This window comes from Myxococcus hansupus, from assembly GCF_000280925.3.
Taxonomy (GTDB): Bacteria; Myxococcota; Myxococcia; order Myxococcales; family Myxococcaceae; genus Myxococcus; species Myxococcus hansupus.
Genome location: NZ_CP012109.1, coordinates 7238481 through 7259920, shown reverse-complemented (window position 1 = coordinate 7259920; position 21440 = coordinate 7238481). Strand labels below are relative to the sequence as shown.

The window sequence follows — 21440 nt, the reverse complement described above, 5'->3', positions numbered from 1 at the left end:
AAGGCGCCAAAGGGTTTCATCCGCACGCCATCGCTGACGTTGACAGCGCGAGAAGCGCTCGGGACAGTCTGCGCGCCATGCCGACCTACCCCTCCACACCCCGAGAGGCGTTCCACCTGCTGCGCGCGCTGTCCGAGGACCTGTCCCACGTGGACCGACGTCCTCGCGCCCTGGCCGAGCTCCGTGAGCTGGCGGAGCTGGCGCGCCATCAACCCGAGACCGCACCGCTGCGGCTGGTGTCGGTGACGGTGGCGGTGGGCGCTTCGCAAGAGCGCCTGGAGCTGCTGCTCCTCCCGTCCATCTTCGCGCCCGAGGCCTGGGCGTACACCTTCCTGGAGGGGCTGCTCAGCGTCCCGTTGGACGAGTACGCGGGCAAGCGGCTCGTCGAGGTGGGCGCGGGCTCTGGCTGGATTTGCATCGCGCTGGCGAAGTTCACCCGGCTGGCGCACGTGCACGGCGCGGACCTCAATCCGCACTCGCCCGTGGTGGCGCGCTGCAATGCGTGGCTCAACGGTGATGAGTCACTGGTGTCCCGCCTGTCCTTCGGGGAGAGCGACCTGTTGCGCGGCATACCGTCGGATGCCCCGTGGGACTTCGTGGTGGGCTGCATCCCTCAAGTGCTGAGAAGCGAGGAGTTGCCGACGGAGCTGTCGCAGGCGGATGAACAGGCGCTGTACGACTTGTCCAACTACTGCACGCTGCAGAACGTCTATGAGGACCACTTCGGCCTCGGGCTCATCGCGCGGCTGTTGGACGAAGCGCCCGAGCGGCTGTCGCTCACCGGACGGCTGCTGCTGAACCTCGCGGGCCGACCGGGCCGCGTCATCATCGAGCGCATGTTCACCCGTCGGGGTTTCAACACGCGGGTGCGGGTGGCGCGGCGGGTGATGCAGGCGGCGGACACGGACATCCGCCCGCTGGTGGCGCTGGAGCAGCGCACCGGCCGCGAGTTCGAGTTCTTCATGGAGGCGCGCAGCCCCGAGCCGCTGAGGGCCTCCACCGCGCTGGGCTGGCTCCAGGCTGGCCACCCGGTGTGGCACGAGGTGGCGGTGTGGGAGGCGCACCTGGCGCTGCCGCGCGAGACGCTGGCGCTGCGGGCCGCGTTGCGCGAGCTGGGCGCCTCCTCGCTGCAAGAGGAGCTGGACCTGGGCGCGGCGTCGGCCGAGCAGTTGGGCTTCGTCGCGGAGTTGGCGGCGCGGCTGGCGCGGGGGCCGCTGATGCCCTACGCGCACGAAGCGGGAGATGGGTCCTTCCGCCGGCAGTTGGTGCGTTACCTGGACCGGTACTTCGGGCTGCGGCTGGCGGAGGAGGAGGTCTTCGTCGCGCCCGAGCGTGAGCAGGCGGTGTACTCGCTGCTGATGGCCACGTGTGACGTGGGTGACGAGGTGCTGGTGTCGCGCAACCTCCACCCGCTGTACGCACGGGCGTTGGAGAAGGCGGGCGTGCGCGCCACGGTGACGCACACCTCCCTGGCGGAGATTCGCCGGCTCCTGTCGGCGTTCGACGTGAAGATGGTGCTGCTGACGGTGGAGAAGGGCGAGCGCACCAACCTGTCCGTGCTGCGCGACATCCTCGCGGAGGCGGCGCGGCGGGGCATCTGGGTGGTGTTGGACGAAAGCGCGTTCTTCAACATCACCGGCGGCGTGGAGCCGCACACGCTCTTCGAGTTCCTGGCGCGCGAGCCCTACACCCCCAACCTGGTGGTGCTCTACGGCCTCATCAAGAACGCGGTGTGGCCGGACCTGGAGCTGACGCTGCTCATGCCGGTGCCAGCGCCCCTGCGGGGCGACCTGGAGGCCGCGGCGGAGGTCACCTACTCGCGCATCAGCACCCTGGCGCAGTGGTTCTATGAGCGCACCTTCGCGGACCTGCTGTCGTTCCGCATCTCCTTCACGGAGCCGGAGTCCCCCGCGCCACGCCGCGCGCCGGTGGTGCCGCTGCCCCGGTCGAAGCGGATGGCGCGGTTGATGACCTTCCCCGCCTTCGCGCCCAAGGTGTTCCACGAGGGGGACCCGGAGCTGGTGCGGCTCGATTACGGAGAGAACGAGGGGCCGCTGCCGCAGCCGCTCGTGGAGGGACTCATCGCCGCGGGGGTTGCTCCTCGCGAGCCCGCACCGCAGACGGGCCTGACGGAGGCGGTGGCCGCCTTCCTGTTGGAGTCGCGCGCGGCGCGTTACGCCACGGATGAGCTGGCGGTGGCGCCCGGCGTCTGGCCGCTCATCCACCACCTGGGTGTGGCGCTGCGTCAGCGGCTGGGACGGGCGCCGCGCGTCTACATGGCGACGCCGTGTTACGGCGTGTTGCCGCCCACCTTCGTCTCCGCGGGCTGTGACGTGGAGATGGGGCCGCTGTCGGGGCTGCTCGCACGTCGAGGGCAGGGTGGGGGCGTGCCGGACGCCATCGTCGTCTCGCAGCCGTCGAATCCCTCTGGCGTCTATCTGTCGCGTGAGGAGTTGGTGGCGCTGGCCACCTATGTGGTGGAGCAGCGCTGCCTGTTGGTGTCGGATGAAATCTTCGGTCTGGTGAACCTCACCAGCCCCACGGCGGAGACGGTGCCCAGCCCGGTGGCGCTGGAGGGCGCGGTGCCGGGCATCGGCGCCCGCACGGTGCTGCTCGGGGGCTTGTCCAAGGAGTTCGCGGCCGGTGGGCTCCGCGTCGGGTGGCTGGCGGCGAAGGACCGGGCGCTGGCCGCGGCGGTGCGTGACAGCGGACCGGGCGTGCTGCATCTGATGACGGCTCGGGCGGCGGCGTACCTCTATGCGGCCTATGCGCGCAGCCCGGATGGGCAGTTGCTGTACCCCGCACGGCACAAGGCGCTGCGCGCGTTCCTGGTGAAGATGCGGCGCGAACTGGCGGACAAGCGCGAGCTGTTGGCGGCGGCGTTGCCGGGAGATGGCCGCTCGGACACGGGAGACGCAGGGGGCCTCTTCCTGTCACCGCGTGTGACAGCGTGGCTGGGGCGTGAGGTCGACGGCGTGCGGCTGACGCCGGAGAACCTGCCGCGCGTGGTGTACGAGCACACGCACGTGGTGCTGAATGGTGGCGCATGGTGTGGCGACACCGAGCGGGTGCGCGCCGTGTTCTCCATCCCCCGCGAGGCCTTGCTCCGGGCTCGCGAGCAGCTCCTGCGCTTCGGCGTGAAGCTGCGCGGAGGGTCGGGAGAGGCCTGACGCAAGCGGTGCCCCGCACGGGCAGTGTCCAGGCCCGTGCGCTCACACCGGACCGGAAGGCGGGTCGCGAGCGGCGGGCGAGGCCCGTCACAATCCCACCCCCTGTCACCGTCACTGCGGCGCGGTGCCAGCACCTGGGGGCGTGGGATGGTCGAGCCGGCGCAGCGCAATGCCATCGAGTTGGTGAACGTCTTCAAGTCGTTCGGCGCGCAGCAGGTGCTGCGGGGAGTCAATCTGGTGGTGCCCACGGGGACCACCTGCGTGCTGCTGGGCGTGTCGGGCTCGGGCAAGACGGTGCTGATGAAGCACATCGACGGGCTGCTGCGCCCGGACCGCGGCACGGTGCGCGTGGACGGCGAGGAGCTGGCCTGGCTGGACGCCGCGGGCCTGGAGCGCGTGCGCCGCAAGCTGGGCATCCTCTTTCAAGGGGGCGCGCTGTTCGACTCGCTCACCGTGGAGGACAACGTCTCCTTCCCGCTGCGCGAGCGGCTCCACCTGGTGGAGAGCGAGGTCCGCGAGCGCGTGCAGCGCGTGTTGTCCATGGTGGGCCTGGAGGACGCGGCGAAGCTGCGCCCGGGCGAGCTGTCCGGCGGCATGCTCAAGCGCGCCGCCTTCGCTCGCGCGGTGGTGCTGGAGCCGAAAATCCTCCTCTATGACGACCCCACCGCGGGGTTGGATCCGCTGCGGACGCAGTCCGTGGTGGACGTCATCCTCACCGGAAAGCACCGGCTCCAGGCGTCGGGGCTCGTCATCACGCCGGACGTGGCCTCCGCCTTCCAGGTGGGGGACAGCCTCGCGCTGCTGCACGAAGGCCGCATCGTCGAGCATGCCCCGCCCGAGGCCTTCCGGCAGTCCCAGCACCCCGCGGTGCAGGCCTTTCTCCATGACTGGCTGTCACGCCGCGCCCGCGCCTCCGGACACCCCACACCGCTCCACACCTGAGCGGCGAAGGCTGTTCATCCAGGAACATTCACCCTGTCCTGTCGCTGGATGGGCGTGAACCAGTAAGTCCAGCATCATCAGAAATCCCTGTGCTGTGGTCGCATGGGGAAGGCCGAACGAAGGACCCACGCATCCGGGGGGATGCCACATGCCCAATCTGCTCGACATGCCTCGCCAGGCATTGATGGACCTGCGTTCGCGGCTGAGCCACTCGTCGTTGGTGTCCCAGTTGCCGCGCAACGTCGTGCCGGACAGTCTTTCGCTCTCCAGCCCCGCGCCCCAGGACTTCGCGCTCGCGGACCCCGAGCGGGTGGAGGCCTGGCGCAGGGCCTGTGAGCGCTATGTGCGGCCCGGGCAGGTCGTCATGGATGCGTGTACCGGCACGGGCCTGCGCACCTTCCTGGCCGCCAGCCGGCGTCCGAAGAAGCTGTACGCGGTGGATGGCTCGCGGCTGCTCGACACGGCGCAGTGGGTGGCGCGGCGCAACGGGCTGGAGCACATCGACTTCGTGCGCTCGCATCCCTGGCAGTTCCAGGTGCCGGAGAAGGTGGACGTGCTGCTGCACGAGCTGCTGGGCGACGCGCTCTTCGACGCGGGCCTGGTGCCCCGCATCCTGGACTTGCGCAACCGCGCGTTGAAGCCCGGGGGGCGCATCCTCCCCAACCGCTTCGAGGTCTTCGTGGAGCCGGTGCAGCTCCGGGACGAGGCGTGCATCCCCTTCATCTGGAGCCAGCGCTTCCCCAGCGTGGACTACAGTTGCCTGCAGACGCTGCGCGAGGCGATGAACCCGTCCTACTTCACGCGCGTCATCCGCTCGTATGAGGTGGACCACCTCCTGTGCGATCCGGAGCCCGCCTTCGCCTTCGACCTGGAGACGATGGTCGCGGACGGCCTGCCGCACCGCGTGCGTTACGCCAGGCCGGTGGTGGAGGAGGGCCGCGTGGATGGCTTCTGCCTCTTCTACAAGGTGGCCTTCGACGCGGAGCTGTCCTTCAACGTCTCGCCGCTGCGGGGGCAGAACCACGCGGGGATGATGCTCTTGCGCGTGGACTCGCGGGAGTTCGAGCGCTTCGACACGCTGTCCTTCGAGCTCGAGATGGTGGAGCCGGCGGACGTGCGCACCTGGCGATGGCAGTTCACCTGAGAGCAGTGTCCCCGCCCGCAGTGCTGGCGGGTGGACAGCGTTGACGGCGGGGAGGGTCCACGGACCTGGAGGGCGTGCCTAGCTTGCGCCGAGGCATGTCCTCTTCCCGACTCGTCCCCGTTCTGCTGTTCCTGGTGCTGGGCGGTGTGCCGCTCGCCGCCGCCCAGACGTCCTCGCAGCGCCCGCGCACCGTGGCCGGCGTGTGCGGCGCCACCAACTGGGCCTGCGTGGCCGAGTGCATCGACGCGGAGTGCATCGACACGTGCATGCGCAAGGATTGTGAGCAGGCCCTGGCGCGGCTCAAGGCGTGTACCCGGAACGCGGGGTGCTCCCCGTCCGACGCGCAGTGCTCGGCCCGTGCCTGTCAGCCCATCTGCCAGCGCTCCTTCGAGCCCGCTCCGCCCAGCCCGGAGAAGGATGTCCAGGCGCCCTGTGAGGGAGTGCGTGCGCCGGGAGCTCCGCCACCGAAAAACCTGGTGGGGACGTGGTCGCTGGTGGCCGCCAGCCTTCCCGACGAGGTGACGGCGCGGGAGGAGCGCATCGAGGCCCAGCCCCGCTCGGACTATGCGCGCTCGTTGCAGGTGTCGCCCACGGGCTGCTTCGTGCTGCGCACGTCCCTGGAGGCCGCGACGCTGGGGGAGGGCAACTCGCTGGTGGTGCGCGCCTGGGGCACGGTGGAGGTGGCCGGCAAGGGCCGCATCCGGCTGCGCACCCGGGATGGCCAGGCGGTGGGCCCGGTGTGTGGTGACAAGCGCGTCATCCCGCTGTCGGGGCCGAAGCTGAAGTTCCGGGGCGGCGCCTACGACTGGGATTTGGAGGAAGAGGTCCTCACCCTGATGGTGGAGGACACGACGAAGCAGACCTTTCAGTTCGAACGGGTCAACCCGGAGGGCGGAAAGAAGTAGAACGGCCCACACCGGGAGGTCGTGAGTCATGGCGGCGCAGGAGCGGATGTCGAGCGTGGATGCGCTGTGGTTCCACATGGAGGAACCCGCCAACCTGATGATGATTACCGCCGTGCTCTGGTTCGAGGGCCGGCTGGACTTCGAGCGGCTGAAGACGGTGGTGCGGGAGCGGCTGGTGGAGCGCTACCCCCGCTTCCGGCAGCGCGTGGTGCCGGGCCTGCTGGGCCTGCCGCAGTGGGAGGAGGTGCCGGCGCTCGATTTGGACGCGCACCTGTCCTGGCTGGAGGTACCGCCCCCCGGAGACCGCGCGGCGTTGGAGGCGCTGGTGGGGCAGTGGATGAGCACGCCCCTGGAGCGCTCCCGGCCGCTGTGGCAGTTCCACGTGGTGACGGGCGCGGAGGGCGGCGACGTGCTGCTGGCGCGGCTGCACCACTGCCTCGCGGATGGGATGGCCCTGGCGCGGGTGCTGCTGACGCTCACGGATGGGTCGGAGGCGTCCTCGGACTTCGACGCGCCCGAACCGGAGCCGAGGCCGGAGCGTGGCGGGCTCGAAAGCTGGGTTCGGGGCGCGCGGGCGGTGGTGGGGACGGCGCGGGCGGTGTGGCGCAAGGGCGCGGAGCTGGCCGCCGAGCCGATTCTCGCGGGCGACTTGCTGGTGCAGGGCGCTCGGGGCGCGGCGGCGATGGGGAAGTTGTTGGTGATTCCGCCGGACCCGCGCACGTCGCTGCGCGGTCCGCTGGGGACGCAGAAGCGCGCCGCCTGGTCGGACCCGGTGCCGCTGGAGCGCGTGAAGGCGGTGGGCCGCGCGCTGGGCGGCACCGTGAACGACGTGTTGCTGACGGCGGTGGCGGGCGCGCTGCGGCGCTACCTGCACGCGCTGGGCGAGCCACCGGCGGACCTGCACGCGCTGGTGCCCGTCAACCTGCGGCCCCTGGATGCCCCCGTGCCGCGCGAGCTGGGCAATCACTTCGGCGTGGTGTTCCTGCGCCTGCCCGTGAGCCTGGGCACGCCGCTTCGCCGGTTGCAGGAACTCACCCGGCGAATGGAGAAGCTGAAGCGCTCACCCGAGGCCGTGCTGACCTTCGGCGCGCTGGAACTGCTGGGCCACACGCCCGCGGCGATGGAGCGGTGGGTGGTGGACACCTTCGGCTCCAAGGCGTCGTTGATCGCCACCAACGTGCCCGGCCCGCGCGAGCCGGTGTCCCTGGCGGGGACCCGACTGGAGGGCCTGACGTTCTGGGTGCCGCAGACGGGGCACCTGAGCCTGGGCATCAGCCTCTTCAGCTACGCGGGGCAGGTGACGGTGGGCATCGCGGCGGACGCGGGCCGGGTGCATGACCCGCATGCGCTCATCCAGGCCTTCCATGAGGAGTTGGACGCGCTCGCGACCGACCCGGATTGATTCACGGCGCTTCGCGTCTAGAACGCCGTGGCGCGTGCGGCGCGCTCGCCGTGGTCGATGTCCGCCGCGATGAACGCCAGCTTCTGGCGAATCCCATCCACGGCGTCCCCGCCGAGTGGCAGGCGCAAGGGCGCGTCGGGCCTCAGGGGCCGCGCGACTTCGTCGACGATGACACGCGCGGCCTTGGCGGGGTCGCCCGGTTGCTGACCATCGGCCTGGGACACCCAGGCCCGGAGGGTGCCAGACGTCGAGGCATAGGCGGGGTGCTCGGGCATGCGCCGGAACGCATCGCCAAACAGCGAGGTGCGGAAGGTACCGGGCTCGACAATCAGGACGCGCACGCCATGGGGACGAAGCTCATGGGCAAGGCACTCGGAGAATCCTTCGAGCGCGTGCTTCGCCGCGCAGTAGGCGCTGAAGCCGGGCGAGGTGTTGAGCCCCGCCATGCTCGACATCTGCACGATGGTGCCCGCGCCACGTTCGCGCAGGTGGGGCACCACGTCCCGCGTGAGCCGCGCGGCGCCGAAGAACATCAGCTCCAGGGTGTCGCGCAGGGCCTCGTCGCTCGTCTCCTCGACGGCGCCAATGATGCTGAAGCCCGCGTTGTTGACGAGCACGTCGATGCGGCCGAAGTGCGAGAGCGCCTCCGTCACGGCGGCGTGAGACTGCGCGGGCTGGGTGACGTCGAGGCGAAGCGCGAGCACGCGGCTGGGGGCCAGGGCGACCAGGTCCGCGAGTGACTCGGGCTTGCGTGCCGTCGCCACGACGGCATCGCCACGGTCCACGGCTTCGCGGACGAGCGCGCGGCCGAAGCCAGACGCGGCGCCCGTGATGAACCAGACCTTGGCGGAAGCAGGGAGGGAAGGGGCGTTCGTGTTCGTGTTCATGTCTGCAACGTAACCGCCGGGTGCCGCGCGGATTAGCGCCCGCCCCCGACATGCAGTTGTTAGACGTGCTAACAAATCCCGCCATGAGCGAGGACTTCGCCGGGTTACGAGAGCTCCTCCTGGTCGCGGAGAAGCGCAGCTTCACGGCCGCGGCCGCGGCGTTGCGAGTCACTCCGTCGGCGGTGAGTCAGGCCATTGGCGCGTTGGAGGAGCGCTTGCGCATCCGGCTGGTTCAGCGAACCACGCGCAGCGTCAGCCTGACCGAGGCGGGGGCGCGCTTCGTCGCCGAACTCCGCCCGGCCATGGCGAGCCTCCAGGGGGCCTTCGCGGTGCTCGAAGACGCACGGGGCCGGCCTTCGGGGACGCTGCGCCTCAACGTTCCCCGGCTGGCGGTTGGACCCGTCCTCAAACCCATGCTCGGGCGTTTCCTCACCGCGCATCCCGAGGTGCGCATCGACGTCACGCTCGATGATGGCTTGAGCGACATCGTCGCGGAGGGCTGCGACGCCGGCATCCGCCTGGGCGAGCGGCTCGAACGGGACATGGTCGCGGTGCCCATCACGGGCGGCTTTCGCATGGCGGTGGTCGGCGCGCCCGCCTACTTCGACGTGCATCCGAAGCCGAGGCACCCGCGCGAGCTCTCCGCACACGACTGCATCAACTATCGGCACGTCACGGGTCGCGACATCGCCCGCTGGGAGTTCGAGGTGGAGGGCCGCGAACTCACCGTCGCGGTCGATGGCCGCGTCGTCACCAACGACAACGAGGTGATGGTGCTCGCGGCGCTCGACGGGCTGGGGCTCTCCTACGTCATGGAGCACACCGTGACCGAGCACCTCGCGGCGAAGCGGCTCGTCCGGGTGCTCACGCGCTACTGCCCGAGCTTCCCCGGGCTCTACCTCTACTATCCCAACCGGAAGAACCTCGCCCCCAAGCTGCGGGCGTTGGTCGACTTCCTGCGCGTGCGTTGAGCGCGGCGCCTTACAGCAGGCCGTACTCCTCCAGCTTGTTGTAGAGCGTGCGCCGGCTGATGCCGAGCAGCCGCGCCGCCAACGTCCGGTTGTCACCCGCGCGCTTGAGCGCGTCCGCCATGGCCTGCCGCTCCATCTCCTTGCGCTGGGTCTCCAACGTCCGGGCGGAGTCCGCCGCGGGCACGGGCACCTCGGCGACGCTCACCGCGCTGGGGGCGGGGGACAGCCCCGGCTGCCGCGCCAGCTCCTGGAGGACCTCCTGTCCCCCCAGCACCTGCGTGTCCGAGAGCACCACCAGCCGCTCCAGGAAGTTCTGGAGCTGGCGCACGTTCCCCGGCCACGGCTGGGCCCGCAGCGCCGCGAGCCCGTCCGCGGTGAGGGTGAAGGGCGGCCGCCCGTTCGTCTTCGCGTGGGCCTCGAGGAAGTGCAGGGCCAGGGGCTCGATGTCGTCCGGGCGCTCGCGCAGTGGAGGCAGCCACACCGGCACCACGTTGAGCCGGTAGAAGAGGTCCTCGCGGAAGCGACCTTCCTTCACGCGCTCCTCCAGCGGCTGGTGCGTGGCCGCGACGAAGCGGACGTCCACCTTCACCGTCTGCGTGCCGCCCAGCCGCTCCAGCTCGCGCTCCTGGATGACGCGCAGGAGCTTCACCTGGACGGCGGGGGAGATGTCCCCCACCTCGTCGAGGAACAGCGTGCCGCCGTGGGCCAGCTCCACGCGTCCGGGCTTGCGCGTGGCCGCGCCGGTGAAGGCGCCCTTCTCGTAGCCGAACAGCTCGCTCTCCAGCAGCGTGTCCGGCAGGGCCGCGCAGTGCAGCTTCACGAAGGGGCCGTCGCGCCGGGGGCTGGCGTCATGCACGGCCTTGGCGGCCAGCTCCTTGCCCGTGCCGGACTCGCCCCGCAGCAGCACCGTGGCGGTGCCGGCGGCGGCCTTCGCGAGGACGGCCTGCACGTCCGACATGGCCCGGCTCGAGCCGATGAACCCGCCCGTGGCCCGCGTCTGCTGGCGTCCGTCGTCGCGGTGCGCGCGCAGCAGGGCCTTGCTCACGGTGAAGAGAATCTCCTCCCGGTCGAAGGGCTTGAGCACGAAGTCCGCGGCGCCCGCCTTCATCGCCTCCACCGCGAGCGGCACCGTGCCATGCGCGGTGAGCAGGATGACAGGGACGTCCGGCCAGCCGCGCGACACCTCCGCGAGCACCTGGAGCCCATCCATGCCGGGCATGCGCACGTCGCTCACCACCACGTCCACCGGCTTGTTCGCCAGCAGGGACAGGGCTTCCCGTCCATCCCGCGCGGAGTACGTCGTCAGGCCCGCCTGCGTCAGCAGGGCGCCCAGCACCTTGGCCACGGCCGGGTCGTCGTCGACCAGCAGCACGGTGCCCTTCAATGACTCGTTCACGCGGCTTCCCCCGCCTCTGCGCAGGCCCTGCTTCCGTCAATGGCCGGCAGGCGCATGCGAACCACCGTACCGCGCCCCTCCCGGCTTGTCAGGAGCACCTCGCCGCCGTGCGCCTCCACCACGCGCCGGACGAAGGCGAGCCCCAGTCCGCTGCCAGTGGCCTTGGTGGTGAAGAAGTCGTCGAAGGCGCGCTCGCGGGTGCGGGCGTCCATGCCCTCTCCGGTGTCCTCCACTTCCAGCGCCACGTCCGCGCCGTCACGCAGCGCGCGCACGGTGAGGGTGCCGCCCTCCGGCATGGCCTCGCAGGCGTTGCGCACCAGGTTCTCCAGCGCGTTGGCCAGCAGGTCCAGGTCCCCCGCGCAGGGCGGCAGGTTGGGGGCCAGCTCGCGCAGGATGGTGACCTTGCCAGGACTGGCGAAGGCCTGGAGCGACAGCACGCCCTCCACCAGGCGGTGCAGATTCACGGGCCGCGGCAGGGGCTCCACGCGCGCCAGCCGTTGATACGTGTCCACCACCCGGTCCAGCCGCTCCACCTGCTCCAGCAGCAGGTCCAAGAACTCGCCGTGCCCGTCCCAGGGCCGCCCCTGCGCGTGCTCGACCTTGAGGTACTGCGCGGCGCCCTTCATCGCGGCGATGGGGTTCTTCAGGTCATGCGCCATCTGCGCGGAGAAGCGGCCCAGCGTGGCCAGCCGCTCCAGCCGTTCGTTCCGGCTGACGTAGGCGGTGACACCCCGGCGCGTCGCGGCGACCAGGGCGAACGTCACCGCCGTGGTGCAGACGATGAGCGTGCCCGCCTGCGCGACGAAGAGCCGCACGACGGCCAGATAGGCCATCACGCCCAGCCCCGCGATGCCCGCCGCGTGCAGCGCGAGCCGGGGCGCGCCCAGGTCGTCGCCGAAGAGTCCGAAGCGCAGCGCCGCGGTCGCCATCACCGGCAGGCCCAGCAGCGTGCCCACGTGGCCCAGCCGCACCATCTCCAGGCCGAGCTCCGCCGCCAGCTCCGTCATCAGCAGCGCCACCACCAACGTCAGCCCCAGCAGCACCAGGCCCGCGCGCGCCCGCTCATCCGGATGGCGCGAGCGCAGCACGTGCAATCCCAGCAGCGCGAAGGCCCAGCCCATCACGAGGACGGTCAGCACGGTGACGGTCAGCCCGAAGCGCAGCGTGAGCAGGTGCGCTTCCAGGGACGGGGCGAACAGCGCGACCAGCATGGCCAGGGCCAGCACGCCGAAGACGGCGTAGGTGCCGTACATGGCCCAGGCGAGCCCGCGCCGCCGCCCCACGAAGGTCAGGATGAAGTGCAGCGTGAAGGGCACCGTCATCAGGCCCGCTGTGAAGCCCACCAGTCGCCAGCCGCCCTCGTCCGCGCGGACCCCCGCGAAGCCGCAGAAGTTCCACGTCGACAGGGCGATGCACAGCACGGACAGCGGCAAGGCCAGCGGGTTCTTGCCCACGCGCGCCAGCGACAGGCCCGCCAAGGCGAGCTGGCCCGCGCAGGCCACCAGGCTGATCCACATCCCACCCGTCATGGGGCGCTCCCGAGGAGGCGACTACAGCATGCCGAGCCGGCGCGCGTTGGACGGCTCCACGGCCGCGGCTTCCCAGCGGCGCACCGCGTGCTCGCGCTCGGTCTCCGGGGCGTCCGCGTAGTAGCCCAGCGTGTCGTGCAGCGCGCGGCTGAGCTCCTCGATGGCCGCCAGCCGCACGTCGAGCTCCCGGTGGCGCAGCGCGGAGATGAGCCAGTCCGCGCGGCGGCGGCTGCGGTTCTCCATCCACCACGTCGACCACAGGCGCGGGTCGAGCCCCAGCGTGGCGCGCGTCACCTCGCGCAGCGCCTCCGAGGCGGCCTGGGCGCACATCTCGTCGTCGCCCCCCGTGAGGCGGATGAGGCCCTCAATCGCGTCGCGGTCGTGCAGCGTGCCCAGGGCGCGCGCGGCCAGCGAGCGGCGCAGCGGGTCTCGGCTGTTGAGTTCGTGGCGGAGGTCGCGCAGGGCGGCGTCCAGCCGGGGCAGTTGCTTGAGCGCGGCGGCGGCGACGCGCGCGGCGCTGGAGATGTCCGGCTCCAGGTCGAACAGGCCGCGCAGCACACCGTCCACCAGCTCCACGTAGGGCAGGTTGCCGGCGGTGAGCAGCGCGAAGTAGCGCGTGTCCGCGTCCTGGGCGTCCAGCAGCGGTGACACGGCCTGGGCGGCGGGCCGGCCCAGGCGGGACAGCGCGCCGGGGATGGGCCCCAGCTCGTCCGCTTCGGGCAGCTCCACCACGGGCAGCCGGCTCCAGGCCGTGGGGCCGGGGAAGTGCTGCGCGAGCACGCGGGCGCTGGCCTCGGGCGAGCGCGCCAGCTCCGCCATGGCGTTGGCGCGCTGCGCGGCGTCCGGGCCGGTGAGGCGGCGCAGCAGCGGCGCGAAGTCCGGGGGCGGGCGCTCCTCCTGCGACTGGGCGCGGGGCGGCAGCGCGGCGGCGCGGCCCATGTTGCCGGTGGCGCCTCGGCCGAAGAAGGGGCTCCAGCCCAGGCCGGCGACCACCGCGGGCGCGGGAGCGGGCGTGGTGGCCACGGGCAGGTCCACGTCGATGGTGAGCTCCTCCTCGTCCGGCGAGCGCAGCTCCGCGCGCTGCTTGCGGAAGAGGATGAGCTCCTGGAAGGCCGCCGGCAGGTCCTGGCAGAACAGGATGTAGTCGGACAGGCGGCGCTGGCTGATGGGCCGCTGGCCGCAGTCACCGTAGAGGATGGCCACGAGCCGGCCCTTCACCTCCACCGGGTACAGGAAGACGGTGCGCGGCGTCTGGCGGCCGAACAGCTCCAGGTAGTGCCGCGTGAGCGCGTCCGGCGGCAGCGGGCCCGCGTAGCTGCCACGGGTGACGGCCACCGTGCGGAACACGCTGCTGGCGTCGAGCGGAATGGACACCTGCGTGAGCGCTTCACCCAGCATGCCCTCGCCGCGAGCCTCCAGGCCCGTGGCGCCGCCTCGCAGCACGGCGAACGCGGCGACGTAGTCGAAGGTCCGCCGCCCGAAGCGCAGCGCGACGTCGATGAGGCGGTCGCGGTCCTTGGTGGCCTCCTTCAGCGCGGCGCGCGCCTGGGCCAGCGTCCAGTCCGGCGTGGCGTCCTGCCCGGCGGGGGGGACGGAAGGGCGGCTCTCCGGCGGTGGGGCGGACGCGGCCGGCTTGGGACGCGCCGGGGGCGGAGCCTGTGTGGCGCCGGGGTTGGGGAAGACGAGGAACGCGGGCTCGCTGCGCGGAGGCGCCGCGGGCTTCGGGGGCACCACCGGCGTCGAGAACTGCAACGTGGGCGGCGCGGCCGACTGGGCGGCGGCGGGCGGCCACACCTGCGGCGGCGCTGAACCGCCGGACTGCGCGGGGGGCCAGACTTGCGGCGGGCCCGCGGGAGGCGCCACCGAAGCGGGGCCCCGTGCGCCCTGCGGCGAGGAGGCCGCGGTTCCGCTCGGCGCGGAGGGGCTGGGGCTGGGGCTCGCGGACGGTGCCGGAGCGCGGGGGCCGGACGGCGTGAGCACGGGCGGTCCACTGGCCGTCGCGGGGGGCGAGGGCGGCTGCGCGGGACGCGAAGGGGCGCCATTCGGGGCCGAGCCCGCGAACGGCAGCACCGGAATCTGCGCGGTCTGCGGGTTGGCGCGCTGCGCGGGGCGGGCGGGGGCCTCGGCCTGCGGCATGTTCAGGCGCAGCGGTGCCCGGACGAAAGCGGGAGGACCCGGAGGCGGCTCGGGCGTGGCGGTGAGGGCCTCGGGCGGCGGGGGCGGCGGACGCACCGCGCTCGTTGAAGCGCTGGCTGGCGGCCTGGCGGTGGGGGGCGGCGCGCTCGGCGGGGGGCTCACCTCCGCGGGAAGCGGCTCCTCCGCGACGGAGCGGGCCAGCCGCTCCACCATGTCCACGCTGAGGGATTCTTCCTCGGAGGAGGGCGGCGGGGGCGGCGGCTGGGCGGCCTGGGTCTCCGGATCCAACGACGCGGCGAGCCTGGCGAAGCGCGGGGCCAGCGGCTGGCGGTAGATGGTGGAGACCCACTCGCGGACGCGGACCTCGGTGGCCACCCACAGCTCGAGCGGCTTCCCCAGCAGGAAGCCGACCTCATCGAGCTCCTTCTTCGGCACCGGGTAACCGCTGGCGACGTGCAGCGTGTTGCCGTCGAGCGACAACGGCACCACGCACAGGCGCTCGGCGATTTTGGGCGGGATGAAGGAGGCGACTTCGGGATTGGGCTCGAAGTCCATCAGGTTCACCGGCATGAAGCCGGAGACCTCTCCGAGCATCGCGAGCACGTCCTGCTCGGAGGCGACTCCCTGCTCCAACAGCACGGAGTCGACTTGCCCGCCCAGGGACTGGTGCTGGCGCAGCACCTCCCCCGCCTTCTCCTGGGTGAGAAGCATGCGCGAGACGAGGAACTGGGCGAGACGGGCGGGCATGTAGGGCGCGGCATCTTACGGCCGCGGCCGCAAGGCACAATGAGTCGGGGGTTCAGCTCGGTTGGACGACGAAGGTGGACGTCAGCTTGTCATGAAGCGTCTGCCCGCGCCGGTCGAAAAGCGCCATCCAGAAGCCACCGAGGAAGAAGACGAAGGACACACTGGACAGCAGGGCGCGCACGATGGCCCTCCCCGGCGCCGGAGCCATGCCCTGTGTGTCGACCAGCCGAAGTCCCAGGAGCAGGCGGCCAAGCGTCCTGCCGTTCCAGAGGAAGGCTGCGACCGCGCAGTATACGAGCGCGAGGACCAGGACGAGGAAAAACCCGGGGATGAGGATGGTGTGGAGGGCCCGCAGCCACGCCACGAACGCGTCAAAGCCGTTGAGCCCCGCGGCAGGCGCCTTCATCCCCGTCACGGACGAGGCGAGGGTGATGTAGAGCGCCGCCACACCCGCGATGGCTGCCGTGTCGACGGAGAAGGAGAGCAGGCGCCGCCACAGCGCCGCCGGACGGGCGCGGACCTCCGAACCTCCCGCGGCGGGCTTCGTCTGGGCGGGGGCCACCCGGATCGCCTCGGAGCGGGCGACGCCCAGGGACACACCTGGGAGGAGGGGTTCCATCTGGGGCAGACCCGAGGGGGCGGGCGCCGCGGGCTGCTCCATCCGGTGCAGGCCCGTGGAGGCTTCCAGGGGGGCCACGGCCGGTGCGGCTGGCTGCTCCATGCGAGGCAGGCCGGACGAGGCCGCCGGAGGTGTTGCCTGCGCGACGTGCGCCGGGGCGACGGGGGCAATGGACGGGGCCGCCATCTGCGCGGGAGCCTGGGGGCGCGGCGCCGGAGACACCGGCGGCGTCCCGTAGGCGGGCGTCATGGGCGAGCCGGTCGAGGGAGCCGCCGCGCGCGGCTGCGCGGGGGCCGCGGCGCGAGGCTGCGGCAAACCGGCGACGGGTTGGGCTGCGCGAGGCTGCGCGGCGACACCCGGATGCTCGGCGTGCGGCTGTGCCGCGCCAGGCTGCTGGGCGTGAGCGGCTGCGCGGGGCTGTGGCGCACCGGCTCCAGGATGGGCCGCGCGGGGCTGCGCACTGGCTGCGTGCGGTTGCGCGGCATGAGGCGCACCGGCCGCGTGCTGCTGTGCGGACGGAGACGCACCGGCTCCAGGAGCGGCGGCGCGAGGTTGCGGCAAACCGGCCGCGTGCTGCTGCGCGGACGGAGACGCACTGGCTCCAGGCGCGGCGGCGCGAGGTTGCGGCAAGCCGGCCGCGTGCTGCTGCGCGGACGGAGACACACTGGCTCCAGGCGCGGCGGCGCGAGCTTGCGGCAAACCGGCTCCGGGATGGGCTGCGCGAGGCTGCTGCGCACCGGCATCAGCAGCGGCGACGCGGGCCTGCGCACCGGCATCAGCAGCGGCTGCCCGAGGCTGCGCGGACTGCGGCGCACCGCCATCCTGCGCGGAGGCGCGAGGCTGCGCGGGAGCCGCGGCCCGAGGCTGCGCGGCGACACCCGGATGCCCAGCGTGCGGCTGCGCGGACTGCGGCGCACTGGCGCCCGGAGGTCCCTGCACCGCGCCAGGCTGCTGCGCGGCGGCACCGGGCTGTGCGGCGCGAAGGGCGGCGGCACCGGGCTGCTGAAGCGGCCGGGGCTGGGCGGCGCGAGGCGTCGCGGGGCCCGGCAGGGGCGTGGAGAGCGGCGCGACGGACGGCGGCGGAGGCGGGGCGTGCTGCGCCAGGTCCGCGAAGGCCGGCATGCCGGGGAGCGTGGACACTTCCTCCGGGCGCGGCTCGGTGCGGCGGTCGATGCGGATGTCGCGATCGAGAAAGCTGGGCACGCCCGGTGAGCGGACCGTGACGGTGTCGCAGGTAGGGCAGTCACCCACGGGTGGAAGCACGGCACCGCACTTGAGGCACTTGGACAACGGACTCCTCCGGCTGGACGACTGCTACATGAAAAAACAGGCATGAGCCGGGGGCAAGAAAAGTGCGAGCCCCCGAGGTCCCTCGCCCGAGGAACCGTCAGGGGCTCGTCATGTGTCATGCGCTCGTCCCATGAGGGACGTGGCGTGGAGAGCCGTTCACTCTCAGGCATGTACCCGTCGCCGTCCCGCTGCGCCCACCAGCAGGAGCACGACGATTGCGCCGATCACCGACATGATGATGCCCGAAGGCCGGATTTCGAAGAGCCGCCCATCGCGCTGGAACAGCGAGCCGACGAGGCCGCCGACGAGCGAGCCGACCATGCCGAGCAACGTGGTGGCGACGAGCCCCATGCTCTGCTTTCCGGGGAGGATGGCGCGGGCGATGAGACCCGCGATGAGGCCGATGACGATGAATGCGATGATCCCCATGAGTGTCTCTCCTGTGTTGAGGGACCACGCGAGGTCCCCGTCGGCAGAAAAGTAGGAATCATCTTTGGACAGTGTGAACCGCGCTCTCCATGCGGTTGGCTGGCCCCCTGCTATCCGAGTTCACCGTCGAGGTGCATCATCACCGCCAGCGCCGCGAGCGCCGCCGTCTCCGTGCGAAGGATGCGCTTGCCCAGGGTGACAGGCCTCGCGCCCAGGGCCATCAAGCCCTCCACTTCTTCGCGCGCAAGACCCCCTTCGGGACCAATCACCAACGCCACGGCCGTACCAGCGCCCGCCGCCCGGAACGCCTCGCCCAGCGGTACCGCGGACTCTTCTTCATCGAGCACCAGCAGCACCGTGCCCGCGGCGAGCGAGCGTGCCGCCTCCAGCAGCGGAGCGGGCGTGGCCACGCGTGGCACGTCGTTCCTGCGGCATTGGCGGGCCGCTTCCTCGACGATCTTCGACCACCGCGCGGTGCGCTCCTCCGCGCGCTTGGGCTCGAGCTTCACGACACTCCGCGCGGTGGCCACGGGATGGAACGCGGTGGCGCCCAGCTCGGTGCCCTTCTGGAGCACCAGCTCCAGCTTGTCGCCCTTGGGGAGTCCCTGAAGCACGCTCACTTCGCGGCGCGGCGGCGCCACGCGCGCCGTCCCCAGCGTCACGCGCACCGACTCCGGCGTGACCTGAGCGACGCGGGCCTCGAAGCTCCGGCCCTGCCCGTCGAAGAGCTCCAACGCGTCACCTTCCTCCAAGCGGAGGACGTGCAGGAGGTAGTGACGACGCTCGCCCGTCAGCTCCACTTCCGTGGGCGCGGGCTCGGGCAAAGGGGCGAAGAGGCGGACCAAGGCAGTCTCCAACGGCGCGGGGCGCGTGGACTCTGGACCCGGGGGCCGCCCACTTCAAGCGGCGGAAGGCGCGCGCTCAACCGTTGTAGTCGCAGACCCACTTGTTGAACGGAGGAGACTGGCAGTAACAGTTCCCCTCGGCGCCGTCGCTCCAGTAGCAGAAGCGATCCGGGTGCCTCGGATTGCAGAACGTGCCGATGAGGGACTCACAGGCGCCATTCAGCTCCGATGACTCCGACTGAAGCTGCGCGGCGCTCTCCGTGGCCTCGGGCGCTTCACCCTGGACGGGCTCGACACCGCCGCAGGCCATGAGTCCGAAGGCCAGCACACCGCTCCAAATCATCCGCACGGCAACCTCCTTGAAGTGCTAGAATAACGTGTAATTCAAGACTGCGCCGGAGGCGGCCCGTTGTCCAGGTTGGGCACCGGGTGCTCCACCTGCCGAGTCGTTTTCGAGGTGGCTTGGGAGAGGTGATGTGCCGGCACACGCAAAAGTTGCGCGGGTCGGGGACGGAACGCGGCTCACGGCTACTCGGGAACTTGAGGCACGATGGAGCCCCGGTGCTGTGAGTCCCCCGCGGAGTGACACCCGGAACGTAGCGCGCGCCACGAGCGCGCGGCGGCTCCACGAACGCCCATCCTGCACGGGGCTGGAAGTGCACGTCACCATGCGTCGACGCGACAAGGTCTCTCCTCACTCCAATGAAGCGTTGGTGCTGGCGACCAGCTCGCTTCAGGGGGAGCGCCGCGTGGCGATTGTCCGCCTCATCGTGGTGTTGATGATGTCGGTCAGCCAGGTCTTCATCGCGTGGGGCGGCGGCGAGACGTACTCACCTCCGCTGGACGGCCTGCGTCTGCAAGCCATTGGCGCCTACGTCTTCTTCTCCGTCGTCGCCATCGTCGTGCTGATGTTCCAACGGCCTGAGCCCCACCGGGCGCGGTGGCTGCCGGTGCCCACGGCGCTGGCGGATACCTTCTTCTTCTCCTTCATGGCGTGGCACACGTGGCGCCTGTCCGGCGAGTTCGACGCGGGCATGCTGTGCGCCAGCCTGGGCATGGTGCTGGCGTTCTCCGTGGTGCGCTATTCGTGGTGGCACGTGCTGCTGTCCACCGTGCTGTCCAGCGCCGCGTATGCGCTGCTCGCCTGGATGACGGGGCATGGTTCGGTGGCGCGCGTCAGCTTCGTGCTCATCTGCTACGCGGCGCTGGGCGCGCTCATCGCGCTGACGAACTCAGACGTGGGGGGCATGTTCCTCAACCTGCGGCGCCGTGACGGGCTCTCCCGCTTCCTGCCGAAGCAGGTGGTGGAGCGGGTGATGCAGTTGGGGGACGCCTCGCTCCAGCCGGTGCAGCGTGACGTCACCATCCTCTTCAGCGACATCCGCGACTTCACCGCGCTGAGCGAGACGTTGGACCCGGGCGAGGTGCTGGCGTTCCTCGACGACTACTTCGGGCACATGGCCCACATCGTGATGGCGCACGACGGCATCGTGAACAAGTTCCTGGGGGACGGGATGCTCGCGTGTTGGGGCGTGCCGGACGCGCGCGAGGACCACGCCGAGCTCGCCCTGCGCGCGGCGCTCGACATGCGGGCCAAGCTGGAGGACATCAACGCGCAGCGCATCCAGCGCGGGCTGTCGCCGTTGCGCATCGGCATTGGCCTGCACACCGGCGTGGTGGCGGCGGGCATGCTCGGAGGCGCCGAGCAGCACGAGTACACCGTCATTGGCGACGCGGTGAACCTGGCCTCCCGCGTGGAGGGGCTCACGAAGTCCCACGGCGTGGACATCCTGGTGAGCGAGCGGACGTGGATGATGGGCGGCGGCCACTTCCAGGGCGAGCGCCTGGGTGAGGCGCACGTGAAGGGCCGACGGGAGTCGGTGGTCGTCTATTCGCTGCTGGGGCCGCGCACCGCCCAGGCACCAGAGGAGCCCGTGTTCCGGGCCGCGACGGGCACCTGAGGCGCCGTCACGGCCCGTTGAACCCGCGGACTCACGCGGGGAGAGAGGCCCCGTGCCCCGCCTTCACCTCGGCGTGGAGCGACTGCTTCATGCCCAGCGAGAAGAGGGCGACGGTGAGCAGGTACACCGGCTCGATGAAGAAGAGCAGCGGCCCGCCCAGGGACAGGCCGTGGGTCTTCTTCTCGAAGACGACGTGCGCGCCGACGACGAGCGCGAAGCGCACGGCCATGACGCCCAGCGCCACCGCGACGGCGGTGCCCGCGGGGAAGCGGGCGACGACCGCCTCCGCGGCGAGCAGGGTGGGGGCCAGCGGCACCGCCATGAGCAGCCCCGCCGTCCACTCCAAGGTGACGGCGTAGAGCACCACGGCCAGGAGCAGCGCGTGGGCCCCGGTGAGCGTCACGTCACCCACGGGCAGCCGGAGCAGGCTGAGCGGCACGAGCAGCGCGAAGATGAAGAGGTAGGCCCCCACGAAGTGCACGGCGCGGCTGACGCCGTTCTCGTGCAGGGGGAGCCAGACGCGCAGCTTGTCGGCGAAGCTCGTCATGACGGGGATTAAGCGCGGACCGGCGTGGACGACGTGGCCTGCTGCTGCGGCTTGAGGACGTAGTCCCCCAGGAGCACACCCACGAAGAAGAGCGGGCCCACCAGCGCGTGAACCATGTTGGTGAGGAAGGAGGGCGACTTCTTCTCCCAGACGCTGTGTCCGGCGAGCTGCACCAGCCACGCGAACGCCGCCACCGCCACCACGCTCCACGTGGGCATCATCCGGCCCACCGGGAAGCACGCGGCCATGAACAACACCACGATGAGGCCCAGCTTCACGTCGGCGCGGAGGTACCAGACGGCGGCCAGCGCCAACACCACCATGCCCAACGTCAGCGAGCCGCCGGGAATCGCCGGCACCGCCAGCAGATGCACCCAGTCCAGCATGGCGACGATGTGGAGCACGATGAGCGGGATGGCGACCTTGTGCGTCAGCCGATTCGTCGGGTGCTGATGCGAAGAGTAGTACTCGTCGAAAAGGGCGGCGACCTGGGGCTTGAGCATGCGTCCTCCGGAAGCGA

The 21440-nt window shown here is 71.4% G+C and carries 19 protein-coding genes; 8 read left to right on the top strand and 11 right to left on the bottom strand.

Translation table 11 applies throughout. The features are described from left to right. Window positions 1-77 precede the first annotated feature (77 nt). The 5 genes from A176_RS28340 to A176_RS28320 all read left to right on the top strand — a co-directional run bounded on the left by A176_RS28340 (window position 78) and on the right by A176_RS28320 (window position 7563). Window positions 78-3170 (top strand): aminotransferase class I/II-fold pyridoxal phosphate-dependent enzyme, encoded by a 3093-nt coding sequence (locus A176_RS28340; RefSeq protein ID WP_002635172.1) that lies wholly within the window; start codon window positions 78-80, stop codon window positions 3168-3170. Between the two features lie 147 nt (window positions 3171-3317). Further along, window positions 3318-4112, top strand: a complete 795-nt coding sequence (locus A176_RS28335; RefSeq protein WP_002635173.1) for an ABC transporter ATP-binding protein — start codon at window positions 3318-3320, stop codon at window positions 4110-4112. Between the two features lie 148 nt (window positions 4113-4260). Then, on the top strand, window positions 4261-5256 hold the full coding sequence (locus tag A176_RS28330; protein WP_002635174.1) for a class I SAM-dependent methyltransferase: 996 nt from the start codon (window positions 4261-4263) through the stop codon (window positions 5254-5256). Window positions 5257-5351: 95 nt separating this feature from the next. Then, window positions 5352-6161, top strand: a complete 810-nt coding sequence (locus A176_RS28325) for a hypothetical protein (protein WP_044889320.1) — start codon at window positions 5352-5354, stop codon at window positions 6159-6161. 28 nt (window positions 6162-6189) lie between these two features. Then, window positions 6190-7563, top strand: a complete 1374-nt coding sequence (locus A176_RS28320) for a WS/DGAT/MGAT family O-acyltransferase (protein WP_002635176.1) — start codon at window positions 6190-6192, stop codon at window positions 7561-7563. Between the two features lie 17 nt (window positions 7564-7580). Here A176_RS28320 and A176_RS28315 read toward each other — a convergent pair whose 3' ends face one another. After that, the gene (locus A176_RS28315) at window positions 7581-8450 is read right to left on the bottom strand and encodes an SDR family NAD(P)-dependent oxidoreductase (RefSeq protein WP_002635177.1); all 870 of its coding nucleotides are present in this window, start codon (window positions 8448-8450) and stop codon (window positions 7581-7583) included. Between the two features lie 83 nt (window positions 8451-8533). Between A176_RS28315 and A176_RS28310 the strand changes: the two genes are divergently transcribed. Continuing rightward, window positions 8534-9421, top strand: coding sequence for a LysR family transcriptional regulator (locus A176_RS28310; protein WP_002635178.1), 888 nt, complete (start codon window positions 8534-8536; stop codon window positions 9419-9421). A 10-nt stretch (window positions 9422-9431) separates the two neighbouring features. Here A176_RS28310 and A176_RS28305 read toward each other — a convergent pair whose 3' ends face one another. The 5 genes from A176_RS28305 to A176_RS38900 are packed head-to-tail and all read right to left on the bottom strand — an operon-like array spanning window position 9432 to window position 16444. Continuing rightward, window positions 9432-10817, bottom strand: coding sequence for a sigma-54-dependent transcriptional regulator (locus tag A176_RS28305; RefSeq protein ID WP_002635179.1), 1386 nt, complete (start codon window positions 10815-10817; stop codon window positions 9432-9434). Further along, window positions 10814-12346: a sensor histidine kinase gene (locus tag A176_RS28300; RefSeq protein WP_002635180.1), complete on the bottom strand. Its 1533-nt coding sequence runs from the start codon at window positions 12344-12346 to the stop codon at window positions 10814-10816. Before A176_RS28300 ends, A176_RS28305 begins: the two co-directional genes overlap by 4 nt. A gap of 21 nt (window positions 12347-12367) precedes the next feature. After that, window positions 12368-15229, bottom strand: coding sequence for a GspE/PulE/PilB domain-containing protein (locus tag A176_RS28295; protein WP_002635181.1), 2862 nt, complete (start codon window positions 15227-15229; stop codon window positions 12368-12370). Between the two features lie 52 nt (window positions 15230-15281). Further along, window positions 15282-16097 (bottom strand): RDD family protein, encoded by an 816-nt coding sequence (locus tag A176_RS28290; protein WP_144429634.1) that lies wholly within the window; start codon window positions 16095-16097, stop codon window positions 15282-15284. After that, complete coding sequence (locus tag A176_RS38900) at window positions 16094-16444, bottom strand: hypothetical protein (RefSeq protein ID WP_144429633.1); 351 nt, start codon at window positions 16442-16444, stop codon at window positions 16094-16096. The genes A176_RS28290 and A176_RS38900 overlap by 4 nt, the downstream gene beginning before the upstream one ends. A 94-nt stretch (window positions 16445-16538) precedes the next feature. Here A176_RS38900 and A176_RS38895 point away from each other — a divergent pair, with 94 nt between their 5' ends. Then, a complete protein-coding gene (locus A176_RS38895) occupies window positions 16539-17060 on the top strand; it encodes a hypothetical protein (protein ID WP_144429632.1) in 522 nt (173 codons plus the stop codon). Window positions 17061-17300: 240 nt separating this feature from the next. Here the strand turns inward: A176_RS38895 and A176_RS28280 are convergent, their stop codons facing one another. The 3 genes from A176_RS28280 to A176_RS28270 form a co-directional block, all read right to left on the bottom strand. Beyond that, window positions 17301-17567: a GlsB/YeaQ/YmgE family stress response membrane protein gene (locus A176_RS28280; RefSeq protein ID WP_002635184.1), complete on the bottom strand. Its 267-nt coding sequence runs from the start codon at window positions 17565-17567 to the stop codon at window positions 17301-17303. Window positions 17568-17677: 110 nt separating this feature from the next. After that, entirely contained in the window at window positions 17678-18412 is a 735-nt protein-coding gene (locus tag A176_RS28275) for a 16S rRNA (uracil(1498)-N(3))-methyltransferase (protein WP_002635185.1), read from the bottom strand. A 76-nt stretch (window positions 18413-18488) separates the two neighbouring features. Beyond that, complete coding sequence (locus A176_RS28270; protein ID WP_044889322.1) at window positions 18489-18755, bottom strand: hypothetical protein; 267 nt, start codon at window positions 18753-18755, stop codon at window positions 18489-18491. Window positions 18756-19080: 325 nt separating this feature from the next. Between A176_RS28270 and A176_RS28265 the strand changes: the two genes are divergently transcribed. Then, window positions 19081-20373, top strand: coding sequence for an adenylate/guanylate cyclase domain-containing protein (locus A176_RS28265; RefSeq protein ID WP_002635188.1), 1293 nt, complete (start codon window positions 19081-19083; stop codon window positions 20371-20373). Between the two features lie 31 nt (window positions 20374-20404). Here the strand turns inward: A176_RS28265 and A176_RS28260 are convergent, their stop codons facing one another. Further along, a complete protein-coding gene (locus A176_RS28260) occupies window positions 20405-20920 on the bottom strand; it encodes an Mpo1-like protein (RefSeq protein WP_002635189.1) in 516 nt (171 codons plus the stop codon). Window positions 20921-20928: 8 nt separating this feature from the next. Then, window positions 20929-21423, bottom strand: coding sequence for an Mpo1 family 2-hydroxy fatty acid dioxygenase (locus A176_RS28255; RefSeq protein ID WP_002635191.1), 495 nt, complete (start codon window positions 21421-21423; stop codon window positions 20929-20931). Window positions 21424-21440: the final 17 nt, after the last annotated feature.